The sequence below is a fragment of the Lentzea sp. DG1S-22 genome (assembly GCF_036321065.1).
Taxonomy (GTDB): domain Bacteria; phylum Actinomycetota; class Actinomycetes; order Mycobacteriales; family Pseudonocardiaceae; genus Lentzea; species Lentzea jiangxiensis.
In genome coordinates this window covers 4,959,781-4,972,541 of record NZ_CP143276.1, presented here as the reverse complement: position 1 = coordinate 4,972,541, position 12,761 = coordinate 4,959,781, and the positions used below count along the sequence as shown (strand labels likewise).

General features: G+C 69.2%; 12 protein-coding genes and 2 tRNA genes. 7 read left to right on the top strand and 7 right to left on the bottom strand.

The genetic code is table 11. The features are described 5' to 3' along the window. Positions 1-15: 15 nt before the first annotated feature. A complete protein-coding gene (locus V1227_RS22855) occupies positions 16-159 on the top strand; it encodes a hypothetical protein (protein WP_236221546.1) in 144 nt (47 codons plus the stop codon). A 365-nt stretch (positions 160-524) separates the two neighbouring features. On the opposite strand, the gene V1227_RS22850 is transcribed toward V1227_RS22855, so the two are convergent. The 4 genes from V1227_RS22850 to V1227_RS22835 form a co-directional block, all read right to left on the bottom strand. Then, complete coding sequence (locus V1227_RS22850) at positions 525-1,067, bottom strand: hypothetical protein (protein ID WP_329787605.1); 543 nt, start codon at positions 1,065-1,067, stop codon at positions 525-527. An 85-nt stretch (positions 1,068-1,152) separates the two neighbouring features. Then, positions 1,153-2,463, bottom strand: a complete 1,311-nt coding sequence (locus tag V1227_RS22845) for an ABC1 kinase family protein (protein WP_329787604.1) — start codon at positions 2,461-2,463, stop codon at positions 1,153-1,155. Then, complete coding sequence (locus V1227_RS22840) at positions 2,460-3,224, bottom strand: hypothetical protein (protein WP_329787603.1); 765 nt, start codon at positions 3,222-3,224, stop codon at positions 2,460-2,462. Before V1227_RS22840 ends, V1227_RS22845 begins: the two co-directional genes overlap by 4 nt. Before the next feature lie 81 nt (positions 3,225-3,305). Continuing rightward, complete coding sequence (locus tag V1227_RS22835) at positions 3,306-3,461, bottom strand: DUF5679 domain-containing protein (protein WP_166056119.1); 156 nt, start codon at positions 3,459-3,461, stop codon at positions 3,306-3,308. A 195-nt stretch (positions 3,462-3,656) separates the two neighbouring features. On the opposite strand from V1227_RS22835, the gene V1227_RS22830 reads away from it, so the two are divergent. Then, the gene (locus tag V1227_RS22830; RefSeq protein WP_329787602.1) at positions 3,657-4,184 is read left to right on the top strand and encodes a M48 metallopeptidase family protein; all 528 of its coding nucleotides are present in this window, start codon (positions 3,657-3,659) and stop codon (positions 4,182-4,184) included. A 71-nt stretch (positions 4,185-4,255) separates the two neighbouring features. Here the strand turns inward: V1227_RS22830 and V1227_RS22825 are convergent, their stop codons facing one another. Then, positions 4,256-5,596, bottom strand: coding sequence for a zinc-dependent metalloprotease (locus tag V1227_RS22825; RefSeq protein ID WP_090098606.1), 1,341 nt, complete (start codon positions 5,594-5,596; stop codon positions 4,256-4,258). Positions 5,597-5,640: 44 nt separating this feature from the next. On the opposite strand from V1227_RS22825, the gene V1227_RS22820 reads away from it, so the two are divergent. Next, positions 5,641-6,720, top strand: a complete 1,080-nt coding sequence (locus V1227_RS22820) for a YlbL family protein (RefSeq protein ID WP_329787601.1) — start codon at positions 5,641-5,643, stop codon at positions 6,718-6,720. A 691-nt stretch (positions 6,721-7,411) separates the two neighbouring features. On the opposite strand, the gene V1227_RS22815 is transcribed toward V1227_RS22820, so the two are convergent. Beyond that, on the bottom strand, positions 7,412-7,951 hold the full coding sequence (locus tag V1227_RS22815) for a PPA1309 family protein (RefSeq protein WP_329787600.1): 540 nt from the start codon (positions 7,949-7,951) through the stop codon (positions 7,412-7,414). A 94-nt stretch (positions 7,952-8,045) separates the two neighbouring features. Here V1227_RS22815 and V1227_RS22810 point away from each other — a divergent pair, with 94 nt between their 5' ends. The 3 genes from V1227_RS22810 (at position 8,046) to V1227_RS22800 (ending at position 11,494) form a co-directional block, all read left to right on the top strand. Continuing rightward, positions 8,046-11,051 carry a UPF0182 family protein gene (locus tag V1227_RS22810; RefSeq protein ID WP_329787599.1) on the top strand — a complete coding sequence of 1,002 codons (3,006 nt, stop codon included), beginning with the start codon at positions 8,046-8,048 and terminating at the stop codon, positions 11,049-11,051. 51 nt (positions 11,052-11,102) lie between these two features. Then, positions 11,103-11,176 (top strand) — tRNA-Met (locus tag V1227_RS22805). 244 nt (positions 11,177-11,420) lie between these two features. Continuing rightward, positions 11,421-11,494: transfer RNA gene (locus V1227_RS22800), tRNA-Met, on the top strand. A 117-nt stretch (positions 11,495-11,611) separates the two neighbouring features. Here the strand turns inward: V1227_RS22800 and V1227_RS22795 are convergent. Beyond that, positions 11,612-11,821 (bottom strand): hypothetical protein, encoded by a 210-nt coding sequence (locus V1227_RS22795; protein WP_329787598.1) that lies wholly within the window; start codon positions 11,819-11,821, stop codon positions 11,612-11,614. Between the two features lie 387 nt (positions 11,822-12,208). Here V1227_RS22795 and V1227_RS22790 point away from each other — a divergent pair, with 387 nt between their 5' ends. After that, entirely contained in the window at positions 12,209-12,709 is a 501-nt protein-coding gene (locus V1227_RS22790) for a PadR family transcriptional regulator (RefSeq protein ID WP_089921819.1), read from the top strand. Positions 12,710-12,761 lie beyond the last annotated feature (52 nt).

Here is a 12,761-nt window from a genome sequence, read left to right as displayed (position 1 = left end):
CACAGATGTGGGCGGATGCGTTCCTCCGTTTCCGACCTGGAGTTCCTGGCCTGGTCGTCGGAGCGGACCGGTGGGGCGGTCCGCTGGTTGTGCCACGTCTGCTCGAAGACCCACGTGCGGGACATCGAGGGGAAGCTGCCGGACGAGTACTGGCGCTGACGGCTTGGTGCTGATGGCCGGCTTGGCGCTGTGCGCAGTCGTGGGTCGTGCGGTTGCCGTTGTTGTGGGCCGTTATCGGGTGCACGAGCGCCGGGTGCGTTCGACGGGTCGGTGAGGACAACGGCGCTGCGGGTGGTGGCGACGCTTTGAGCGTCGTACCGGGTTGCGTTCGCGGGTCCTGGGGTGCCGTTGACCCGTCGCGCTGACGGCGCCGCCTCAGGCGGCAGACCGGAAGCTGAGCCGGGAGCCCGTCCGCGCCGCCCCAGCAACTGAGCGATCCGGGTGGCGCTCAGCAAGCCCTCCCGGCGATGCAGACGCTGTTTAAGGTCACTTCAGCCGTCAGCGCCCCCACCACAACCACCGGATCACGTCGGGTAGAGGTGGCGTAAGGCCTGCCTGACCAGCGCCGTCCCCCGTCGGCTGCTCACCCGCAACTCCTCCCGGAGCTCACTCGGCGAGCACAACCGAGCCATCAGCACCGCATCGAGGATCTGCACGACGGCCCGCGGGTTCGTCTCCCGCCGAGCCATGTCCACGGCGGCCCGAGCGGCCTCGGCCAACCGGAGCCCATCGCGCTCCACCACACCCGGTGGCCGGGTCGTGCGTTCGAGCAGAATCCCCGGATGAGCCTTCCGCGAGTTCTCTCCCGCGAGCACGTGAATGTGCCGGGGAATGGGGAGCACGGCACCTCGGCGAGTCAATGCGTCCGCACCCGTGATCGCCGATGAAGGCCCGGCGAAAGAAAGCACGGCCCGGAGCCGGTCGAGCCGGGTGGCGGGCGAAGGCTTGGTCAGAACCACGCCGGGCAGCAACTGCTGCCACGGCCCGGCGGGTGCGCAGTGACGCCGGATCTCCCGCGGGGAGAGTCCGGATCCGAGCAGGTCAGCGATGGTGGCGATGGGTGACATGCACTCATCGTGGCCCACCGGGACGCCCTCGAAGGGGGCTGGCCGCCAACCTGTGGACAACTTCGCGGAGGTTCACTCGGACGAGTTAGTCGTCGAATCCCGGCTGCCAGCGAGCGACGATTTCCCGTGCGGTCACATGGGCGTCGAGCTGGCAGAGAATGCCCGTCGCTCCCATTGTCACCCGGTGGATCAGCAGGTACTGGGGCGGCAGGTTCAACGAGCGGCCGGTCTGCGAATCCGGGCTGCGCAGATCACCCACCCGTTCGGCCTGCGACTGCAGCCAGCGGCGCGTGAAGTGGAACGACTCGGTGCGCAGCGGCTCCACGAACGGGGCCAGGTAGCCGAGCACGTCCTCGCCGTGCAGTTCCATGCCCTCGCGGATGAAGTTCTCGTTCCGCAGCAGCTCGACCAGGTCGTCGGGGCGGCCGTCCAGGGCCAGGCGGGTCATCAGGCCCAGCGTCTTCGGCAGGCCGTCGGGGAGGCGGGCCACGGCGCCGAAGTCGATCACGCGCAGGCGGCCGTCCTCGCCCAGCATGAAGTTGCCGGGGTGCGGGTCGGCGTGCAGCAGGCCCGAGCGCGACGGGGCGGAGAAGTGGAACTCGGCGAGGAGCTGTCCTGCCAGGTCGCGGTCCTCCGCAGACCCTTCACGGATGATCTTCGACAGGCCGACGCCCGAGGTCCACTCGGTCACCATGACCTTGGGGGCCGAGGCGACGACGCGGGGCACCACGACGTGCGGGTCGTCTTCGAAGGCCTTGGCGAACGTCCTCTGGTTCGCGGCCTCGTCGCGGTAGTCGAGCTCCTCCAGGTACCTGTCGCGCAGCTCCTCCAGCAGGGGGCGCACGTCGGTGCCGGGCATGATCGCCTGCAGCAGCCGCGAGAACCGCAGCAGTTGCTTCAGGTCGGCGCGCAGGGCCTCGTCGGCGCCGGGGTACTGGACCTTCACCGCCACGTCGCGGCCGTCGTGCCACACGGCGCGGTGCACTTGGCCGATGGACGCCGACGCGGCGGGCTCGTCGTCGAACGACTGGAAGCGCTTCGCCCACGACGTGCCCAGCTGCTCGGCGAGCACGCGGTGGGTGGTGCGGGCCGGCATCGGCGGTGCCGCGGTCTGCAGCTTCGTCAGCGCCTCGCGGTACGGGGCCGCGAGCTCGTCCGGGACCGCCGCCTCGAACACGCTGAGCGCCTGGCCGAACTTCATGGCGCCGCCCTTGAGCTGGCCGAGCACCGCGAAGACCTGCTCCGCCGTCTTGGCCGTCACCTCGGCGTTGACCTCGTCGGCCGCGCGTCCGGTCAGTCGCTTCCCCCAGCCGCCCACCACCCGGCCCGCCACCCCGAGCGGGAGGCTCGCCAGCTTGGCGGTGCGTTGCACGGCCTTGCGCGGAATCTCGGTCACTCAGCCATGTTATGTGCGGAGCACTGACAGTCAGGGTGCGGATACCAGCTTCTTCTCTCAGCAAGTCCCGCCACCAGGTCGAGTTCGACAGTGGCGTTGAGCACTGCGGGCGGGGGCAGGTCGCGGCCGCGGACGTAGGTCAGCGACTCCAGGACCTGCGCCACGGCCAGCGCCGCCGTCCCCGTCGCGAACAGCACGTCGGACGACGCCGGTTTGCCGACGAGCTGCGCCGCGATCACCGGCCAGGCGGGGTCGTGGTCGGTGCGGTGCAGGTCCGCGCAGTTCAGGCAGGACGTGCGACCGGGCAGGACCAGCGGCCCGACGATGCCGACACCCTCGCGGACGCGCACCGCCAAGTGCGGGGTGCGGGACGCCATGAGCGCGCTCACGACCGTGGGATCCGGCACGAGCGTGGCCGCCAGGACCGTCAGATCGGCGTGGTGGGCCAGGCGGACGCCCGATTCCGCCAGGAGCGAAGTGATGGAAAGTGCGAGGTGTCCGGCTCCGATGACGGCGGCCGTCGCGCCCTTGGCGGTGGCGCCGGTGTCGAGCAGACCGGCCTTGTCGAGCGAGTCGAGAACTTCACTCAACTGGGCGGGGTCCTCGCCCCGCGCTCGTAGCCTTTCACCCAGTTCAGCGACGGTGTGGCGGCCGTCGAGCGTGATCAGCTCGTCGACCAGCGCCTCGGGCAGCGAGTCGATCACCACGGCGTGCTTGGGGTCGGTGCCGACCTGGACCACGCCGGGCGCCCTGCGCACCACGGCCAGTCCTGCACGTACTCGGGGTCTCGGGTCCACAGAGGAGAGACTGGCAGGGGGCGGCGCCCCCTGCCAGCGGAAACGTCAGACCTTGGCCTTGCCGAGGATCCGCGTCATCTTCGTTCCGCACACAGGGCAGGTGCCCTTGGCCATGCGGCGACCGTTGGTCTCCTCGACCTTGCCGTCGAAGTCGCGCTTCTCGCGGCACTTGACGCAGTAGCCGTTGTAGGTCTCGGCCACAGCCCCTCCCTTGCAGTTGTGAGTGCGGACACACTCGGGGACCTTGGCGCGACGGTACCTCCGCAGGCGTGCGATTCCGCGCATGTCGAACCCGCGCGTGTCCAGCCGCCGTTCGGCGGAACTTCACCCGCCGGGTGCGCGCCTGCCGCCGGTTGGGGGCGGAAAATTGTCGGTGACGCCGTTTACGGTGACTGCATGGCCGAACCGCGGGTGGAGGTGCGGCGGAGCTCCCGACGCCGCCGCATGGTCAGCGCGTACCGGGAGGGCGACACCGTCGTCGTCCTTCTGCCGGCACGGATGACCAAGGGGGAAGAGAAGCACTGGGTGGCGGAGATGTTGAGCCGCCTCCAGCGCAGCGAGACGCGCAGGAAGTCCCCTGCGCGGACGTCGGACGAGGCGCTCATGGCCCGGTGCGCCGAGCTGTCCGAGCGCTACCTGGACTCGCTCGCCGAGCCGGTGAGCGTGCGCTGGGTGCCGCCCATGCGCACGCGCTGGGCGTCGTGCACGCCTACCGAGGGCACGATCCGCGTGTCCGAGAGGCTGCGCGACGTGCCGCCGTGGGTGCTGGATTACGTGCTGGTGCACGAGCTGGCGCACCTGCTGGTTCCAGGGCACGGCAAGGACTTCTGGGAGTGGGTGCACCGCTACCCGAAGACCGAGCGCGCCATGGGTTTCCTCGAGGGTCTCTCAGCCGCCGCAGGCTGGGGCATCTCCGAGGACTGACGAGCTGCTACGCGAAGCGCCCGGCGAGGGTGTGCTCGCCGGGCGCTTCGCATGTTCGCTGGAAGGAGGTGTCAGCCCGCGTCGGGCTTACCGCCGTCTTCGGGCTCGCTCTCGGGCTTGCCACCCTCGGCGGGCTTCTCGCCGCTCTCGCGCATCGTGCGCTCGAGCTCGGCGATCGGGTCCTCGAGGGCGTTGCGGGTGTTCGTGAGGCGCTCGGCGAACTCCAGCGGGTCGTCGAGGTCCTCGGCGGTCGGGACGAGCTCGGCGTGCTCCCACACGCTGTCGCGCACCTCGACGCCGTGCTGGTCGCCGATGAGCTTCCACAGGGCCGAGGCCGCCCGCAGCTTGCGAGGCCGCAGCTCCAGACCGACGAGCGTGGCGAACGTCTGCTCGGCGGGCCCACCGGAGGCGCGGCGGCGGCGCAGCGTCTCGCGCAGGGCCGGTGCTCCGGGCAGGCGGTCGGCGACGGCCGCGTCGACCACGACGTCCACCCAGCCCTCGACCAGCGCGAGGAGCGTCTCGAGGCGGTTCAGCGCCGCCTTCTGCTCCGGGGTGGTCTGCGGTTCGAGCAGGCCCGAGCCCATGGCCTCCTCGATGGAGGCGGGGTTCGACGGGTCGATCTGGCCCGCGAGCTGCTCCAGGGCGGAGGTGTCGACCTTGATGCCCTTGGCGAACTCCTCGACGGTGTCGAGCAGGCGCTGCCGCAGCCACGGCACGTGCGTGAACAGGCGCTGGTGCGCGGCCTCGCGGGCGGCGAGGAACACCATGACCTCGGACGCGGGCCGCTCCAGGCCCTCGGTGAACTTCTCGATGTTCGCGGGCAGCAGCGCAGCCGTGCCCTCGGGACCGAGCGGCAGGCCGACGTCGGTCGAGGTGAGGACCTCGGAGCCGAGCTGCGCCAGCGCGTTGCCCAGCTGCGAGCCGAACGCCATGCCGCCCATCTGCCCGAGCATCGACAGCAGGGGGCCGGCCGCCTGCTTCGCCTCGGCGGGCATGGCCTCGACCCAGGCGCCGGACATGCGCTGCGCGACCGGGTCGCACAGGCGCTGCCAGGTCGGGATCGTGCGCTCGATCCAGTCGCGGGCGGTCCACGCCTGCGTCGTGCGCGTGCCGGCGGGCAGCGACGTCACGGGGTCGAGCCACATCTCGGCGAGGTGCACGGCGTCGGTGACCGCGCTCGACTGGTCGGCGGCGAAGCCGATCGTCGTCGCGGTGGACGACAGCTGCTGGAACGCGATCTGCTTGGCTAGGTCGTAGTTGACCGGCCCGCTCGACGTCCCGGCGCTGCTCAGCATGGCGCCCAGCTGGCTCAGCATGTTGCCCAGCTGACTGAAGTCGAACGGGTTGTCTCCCGGCTTCCCGCCCTTGTCGTCGGGGTTGTGCGGGCTGAACCCGAACGGCACGTCACTCATGCCTCTACCGTACGCGGATCGACATGGTCGTACGCTGTTCAGCCGTGAGTGAAACCGTCACGACCGCACCCCCGCCCGCGCCCCCGCCGAGGGAGCGCGGACTGACCCGCCGGACGTGGACGCTGATCGTCAGCTTCCTCGTGGTGGCGGCACTCGGACTGCTCGGCGGTTTCGCCAGGGTCCCGTACGTCGCGCTGGGCCCCGGCCCGACCTACGACGTGCTCGGCAAGGTCAAGGACACCGACGTGGTCGCGGTCGACGGCCAGAACACGTTCCCCACCAACGGAACGCTGCGCATGACGACGGTCTCGCTCACCGACGACGTGTCGTTGTTCGGCGCTCTGGGCCTGTGGCTGTCCGGCCGCTACGCCCTCGCGCCGCGCGAGGAGTTCTTCAAGCCCGGCGAGTCCGAGCAGCAGGTCCAGGAGAACAACGAGCGCGCGTTCAGCGAGTCGCAGACCTCCGCCGAGGTCGCCGCGCTCGACTACCTCGGCTATCCGGGCAAGGTGGTCGCGAACCAGGTCACCAAGGGCAGCCCCGCCGACAACGTCATCCCGCTCGGCGCCCGCATCATCTCGGTGAACGGCAAGCAGGTGCAGAGCTCCGCCGACGTGAGCGCCTCGCTGGAGAACACCAAGCCGGGCGACCGCATCGAGGTGGCGTTCGAGAAGGACGGCAACTCCCAGTCGACCCAGCTCACCCTCGGCACCCGCGACGACGGCCGCCCCGCCGGTTTCATCGGCATCTCGCCGGTCGACCGCGCCGACGTGCCGTTCAAGATCAAGATCAGCCTGTCCGACGTCGGCGGCCCCTCCGCCGGCCTGATCTTCGCCCTGGCGATCGTCGACAAGCTGACGCCGGGCGAGCTCAACGGCGGCAAGTCCATCGCGGGCACCGGTGAGATCGCGGCCGACGGCACCGTCAAGCCCATCGGCGGCATCGCGTTCAAGATGGTGGCCGCCAAGGAAGCGGGTGCGACGGCGTTCCTCGTGCCCTCGGCGAACTGCCAGGACGCGAAGCAGCAGGCGCCCGCGGACCTCAAGCTGATCAAGGTCGAAAACCTGAGGGACGCCGTGTCGTCGCTGGAGGCGCTCAGCTCCGGCAAGGACACGCCGAGCTGCTGACCCGCTCGGCTCCGGTCGGCGTACTGCGCGGGTACCGCTCGCACCGCGGCCCGGGGGCGTGCCTCGGTCGGGCCGCCTTGTCGGCTCGCCCGGTGCGGGCTGGGTGGGCTCGACAGGTGGAACGCGGCCGCGCCGTCACCGATCGGGGTGACGAGGTGGAGCCAGGGGCGGGTCGGCGGGGGCGAACCGGCTCACGGCGAGATGGCGCTCGACCGGCCGTGCGACGAACGGCTTGCGGTGTGATGGTGCTCGACCGGACGTGTGCGGCGACCGGCCCGCGGTGCGATGACGCGAGACCGGCCGTGCGGTGAACGGCCCGCGGTGCGATGGCGCTCGACCCGCCGTACGGCGAGCGGCCGCGGTGCGATGACGCGAGACCGGCCGTGCAGCGAACCGCCCACGGTGCGATGACGCGAGACCGGCCGTATACGGCGAGCAGCCCGCGGTGAGACGACGCTCAACCGGCCGTGCGCGAAGCGCCGTTGCGCGACGCGGCGCGCTTTCGCAGGGGTACCCCCGAGCTGGGAACCCCTGCATCTCAACGTACTCAGGGGGTCCGACAAGATCGGGATGGTGCCCCGGGCGTCCGCGCAGGTGCGCGGCCTGTCCGCTCGTCGCGAACAGTGCACAACGAGTTGACAACCCCGGCGCGGTCATGCGCCGGGGTTGTGCCAGCCTGGGGGTGTGACGACTAGGGCCGCAGCGTGGCGAGCAGCGCGTCGGTGAGGTTGGGCGCCAGCTCGGGGTGCTCGACGACCTCCTCCGGCACCTCGACCGTGCCGCGCAGCCTCAGCACGCAGGAGACCGAACCGTCGCGCAGCACGGCCGCCACCAGGCGTGCCTCGCGGCGCGACGGGTGCTCCGCGGCGAACCTGCGGGCGGCCTCGTCGTCCAGGTCGCCGTGGCTCAGCTCCGTCTCCGCCTCCGGGGGCAGCACCACGATCTCCTGGGCCAGGGCGCAGCCGGTGACGGTCGGGGGCCACTCGATGCCCGCGAGCGCGTCGCCCAGGTCGCCTTCCAGGGAGTCCTGGGCGATCGGGGTCAGCGGGCTCGACTGCGGGTCGAGCTGGTCGCGCAGCTCGGGCTGCTGCTCGAGCAGGTCTGAGGTGGCCACGAGGGCGAAGAGTTGCGGTGGCTGCTCCCAGCCGCCTGCCGCTACGAACTCCTCGACCTCGCGGGCGACCGTCGGGAGGATGACCGCTGGCGTTTCACTCGCTGACACGCGTGTCATCGTAAGACTGCGGACTTCACGGGAACCCAGGGCGTCGTCCGTAGAGTTGGACTAAACGTACGTATCGATTTACCGCGATCCAGGAGCGTGCCTCGTGGCCACACGGCCTCCGGTCGGACTGCCGAAACTGTCCCGACGCAGCCGAATACTGCTCATCGTGGGTGTTGTGCTCCTGTTCGGTCTCATCACGGGATCGCGGCTGCTGGACACCTACGTGAACTGGCTGTGGTTCGGTGAGGTGAAATTCCGCGACGTCTACAGCACCGTGCTGCTCACCCGCCTGGGGCTGTTCGTGGCCGTCGGCGTCGTGGTCGGCGGCATCGTCGGGCTGAACCTCTACCTCGCGTACCGGTCGCGCCCGGTGTTCGTGCCGGTGTCCGGGCCGGACGACCCGGTGGCGCGCTACCGCACCGTCGTGATGCGGCGGATGCGGCTGTTCTCGATCGGCATCCCCGTGTTCGTGGGGCTGATCGCGGGTGCGTCGGCGCAGGCCGACTGGCAGCAGATCCAGCTGTTCCTGAACTCCCAGCCGTTCGGGGTGACGGACCCGCAGTTCAAGCTCGACATCGGCTTCTACGCGTTCCAGCTGCCGTTCTACGAGTGGCTGCTGTCGTGGCTGTTCATCACGACGGCCGTGTCGTTCATCGGCGCGGTGATCGCCCACTACCTGTTCGGCGGCATCCGGCTGGCCGGTCGCGGCGGTCAGCTCTCCGGGCCGGCACGCCTGCACCTGGCGCTCATCGCCGGCGCGTTCGTGCTGCTGAAGGCCGTCGCGTACTTCTTCGACCGGTACTCGCTGCTGCTGCACGAGAACGAGAAGTTCGTCGGCGCGAGCTACACCGACCTCAACGCGGTGCTGCCCGCCAAGCTGATCCTGCTGTGCATCGCGGTGTTCTGCGCCGTGGCGTTCTTCGCGGGCGCGTTCATGCGCAACGTGCAGCTGCCCGCCATCGCGACCGTCCTGCTGGTGCTGTCGAGCGTGCTCGTCGGTGCCGCGTGGCCCGCGGTGCTGGAGCAGTTCTCGGTCAAGCCGAACGCCATCCAGAAGGAAGCCGAGTCGATCACCCGCAACATCGCGGCGACGCGGCAGTCGTTCGGGCTGACCGACGACAAGGTCGAGACGAAGCCGTACGACGGCAAGCAGAACGTCACGAACGACCAGGTCAAGACCAACGACGCGGGCACGCTCGGCAACATCCGCCTGCTCGACCCGGCGGTGCTCTCGCGGACCTTCACGCAGTTCCAGCAGCTGCGGCCGTTCTACGGGTTCCCGAACAAGCTCGACGTCGACCGGTACACAGTGGACGGCAAGCTCCGCGACTACATCGTCGCGGTGCGCGAGCTCAAGCTCGACAGCCTGCCGCAGGGCCAGCGCGACTGGATCAACCAGCACCTCATCTACACCCACGGCAACGGCTTCGTCTACGCCGAGGCGAACAAGGTGAACGCGGTCGCCGACGAGTCCAACGGCGGCTACCCGGACTTCAAGACCGGTGAGGTCAAGTCCAACGGTGAGATCGGCAACGACCCGAAGGGCATCAAGGTCGACCAGCCCCGCACGTACTACGGCGAGCTGTTCGGCGTGAACGACTACTCCATCGTGGGCGGCCGCCCGGCCGGCTCGGCGGCGGAGTACGACACCGACGCGAAGTCCTACACCTACACCGGCAACGGCGGCGTCCCCATCGGCAGCCTGTTCAACAAGCTGGCGTTCGCGGCGTACTACGGCGAACGGAACATCCTGTTCAACCAGTCGATCGCCGATGAGTCGAAGATCCTGTTCAAGCGCACCCCGCGCGACCGCGTGCAGGCCGTCGCCCCGTGGCTCACGGTGGACAGCGACCCGTACCCGGCCGTCGTGAACGGCCGCATCACGTGGATCGTCGACGGCTACACCACGCTCGAGAACTACCCGTACGCGCAGCGCACGCAGCTCGGTGACGCGACGAACGACTCGCTCACCGCGGACGGCGTCGTCATCTCGCAGGTCAACAAGCCCGTCAACTACATCCGCAACTCGGTCAAGGCCACTGTGGACGCCTACGACGGCACCGTGAGCCTGTACCAGATCGACGACAAGGACCCGGTCCTCAAGGCGTGGATGGGCGTCTTCCCGGGCACGGTGAAGCCGGGCAGCGAGATCTCGAACGAGCTGCGCCAGCACTTCCGCTACCCCGAGGACCTGTTCAAGGTGCAGCGGCAGATCCTGTCGAAGTACCACGTCTCGTCGCCGTCGGACTTCTACTCCGGTGTCGCCTACTGGGCGCCGCCGCAGGACCCGACGATCGACAACGTGACGACGGCCGACGCCCAGCGCGACGCGGCGAGCAAGCGCCGTGACGCCCAGCCGCCGTTCTACGTCCTCGCCGGCGACCCGAACGACCCGAGCAAGGTCCGCTTCCAGCTGACCAGCCCCCTGGTGCGCGAGAACCGCGAGTTCATGGCGGCCCACGTCTCGGTCGGATCCGACCCGGACAACTACGGGAAGATCAGCGTCCTGCAGCTCAGCCAGGACGCGAAGGGCCCGCAGCAGATCCAGACGCAGTTCCTCACCTCGGACAACGTCAGCCGCGAGCTCAACCTGCTGACGCAGCAGAAGACGACCGTCGTCTACGGCAACCTGCTCACGCTGCCCGTGGGTGGAGCGCTGCTCTACGTCGAACCCGTCTACATCGAGCGCGCGTCGAACAACACGTCGTACCCGCAGCTGTCCAAGGTGCTCGTCTGGTACGGCGACCGGGTCGGCTACGCGTCGACGTTGAACGAGGCGCTGGACCAGGTGCTCAGCGGTGCCGGTGCCGTCGTGCCGCCGCCGAGCGACAACAACAACGGCAACGGCCAGACCTCCACGCCGCCGTCGGCCACACCGCCGTCGAACGGGGCGCTCAGCCCCGAGCTGCAGAGGGCGGTCAACGACATCGACGCGGCGCTGGCCGACATCAAGAGGGCCCAGCAGAACAGCAACTTCACCGAGCTCGGCCAGGCCTACGCCAAGCTGGACGACGCGACGAAGAGGTTCAAGCAGTACAACACCGGTGCTCCCGCGGCGCCGGCGACGGGCCAGTCCTCGGTTGTGCCGAGCCCCACACCGTCGGGCTGACCTGACGATTTGCTTTATCCGCTCCACCCCGCGTAGAGTTCCAATTACCGACGCGGGGTGGAGCAGCTCGGTAGCTCGCTGGGCTCATAACCCAGAGGTCGCAGGTTCAAATCCTGTCCCCGCTACTAAGCCGGGAGAGCCCTGTTCGCGGAAATCGCGAACAGGGCTTTTTCGCATTTCACACTGGGGGCGGAGCCCCCAAACCCCACCCCGGGGGCGAGCCCTCGGACCCCCGTGGGTCGTCAGGTTGGCGCTGTGGCCGCCGGTACGCGGCTGACCAGCGGAAACAGCGTTAGTGGGGGGTGGTGGAAAAGCGGTTTTCGAGGGGTGTAGAGTTCTACTCACAACAGCAAGACAAGCAAGAAGCGGCGCGGGGTGGAGCAGCTCGGTAGCTCGCTGGGCTCATAACCCAGAGGTCGCAGGTTCAAATCCTGTCCCCGCTACTGATCAGAAGGCCGGAGTCATCAGACTCCGGCCTTCTGCTTTGTCGCGTTGAGGATCGAGTCCCGATCCCACTCCGGGGGCGAGGCCCCCGGCCGCGGGTGCTCCCGCGGGGTCTTTCAGGTCATGTTCTCCGCCCAGTACTGCGCGCACAGCATGCTGGAGCAGATGCGGCCCTCGCCGTTGACCGTGCGGTGCTTGCGGATCTGCTTGCCGCACACCATGCACTCGTCCTTGCCGGCCTGCGCCGGGATGCCGCCCGTCATCCACGCCCTGGTGTGCGCCGCCACCTTCTTGTGGTCCAGCCACTTCAAGCTCAGGTTCTTCACCGGTCCCCGACCTCCGTCGTCCGCTCCGCCTGTCTGGCAGTGATCATTTTCCCGCCTTCGCAGACGTGGGAAAGAGGTGCGCGCGGACATCACCAGGTCGTGCGACGAGGTGCCACGACCGTCCATTCGGGTGGCTCCGGCCGGTGAGAGTCGTACCGCCGATCGAGTGAGCCGGGATGCGTTTCGGTTCTGCGAAAGGCTTTTTCCATCCGGGATGGACACGGACGGTCAAGCGGCCAAACGCGTGAGGCTCGAAAACTGCCGCTTACTCAGCGAGACTTTTCGTTGCTCCGCATGGCCCATCAGACTAGCCCGGTGATCAGCCACTGTGGACAGAACGGCTGACCATTGTGGACAGCTTCCCCCGGACGTGGGAACGTTGTTGACGTGTCAGACCTCAATGCGACCGCAGCCGCCCTGCTCGGGCTGCTGCACGACGGACCCAAGACCGGTGGCCAGTTGGTGGCGGAGGCAGGAGACCGCTTCGGCGCGTTCTTCAGCGTGACCCGCAGCCAGGTGTACCGCGAGCTGCCCGCGTTGGCTGACCAGGGCCTGCTGCGCCTCGGCAAGCAGGGACCGCGGTCGAGCCAGCAGTACGTGCTGACGGCGGCGGGCAAGAAGGCCTTCAAGAACTGGCTGCTGTCCGAGCCCGGCCCGGACCACCTGCGCAGCCCGCTCATCCTGCGCCTCGTGCACGCCGGCTCGCTGACCGCGAAGCAGCGCGAGTCCCTGATCACGACCGCGCGCACGACGTACGGCCAGGAGCAGGAGAGCGCGAAGAGCGCGGCCAAGACGGCGGAGGACCCCTACGCCAAGGCGGTGGCCGAGTTCGGTCTCGCCCACGCGAAGGCCGTCCTCAAGCTGCTCGACGCCATCCCCACCGCGTAAAGGGGGCGCCAGCGAAGCACCGGTCGCGTACGACGGCCGGTGCTGGCGTAAT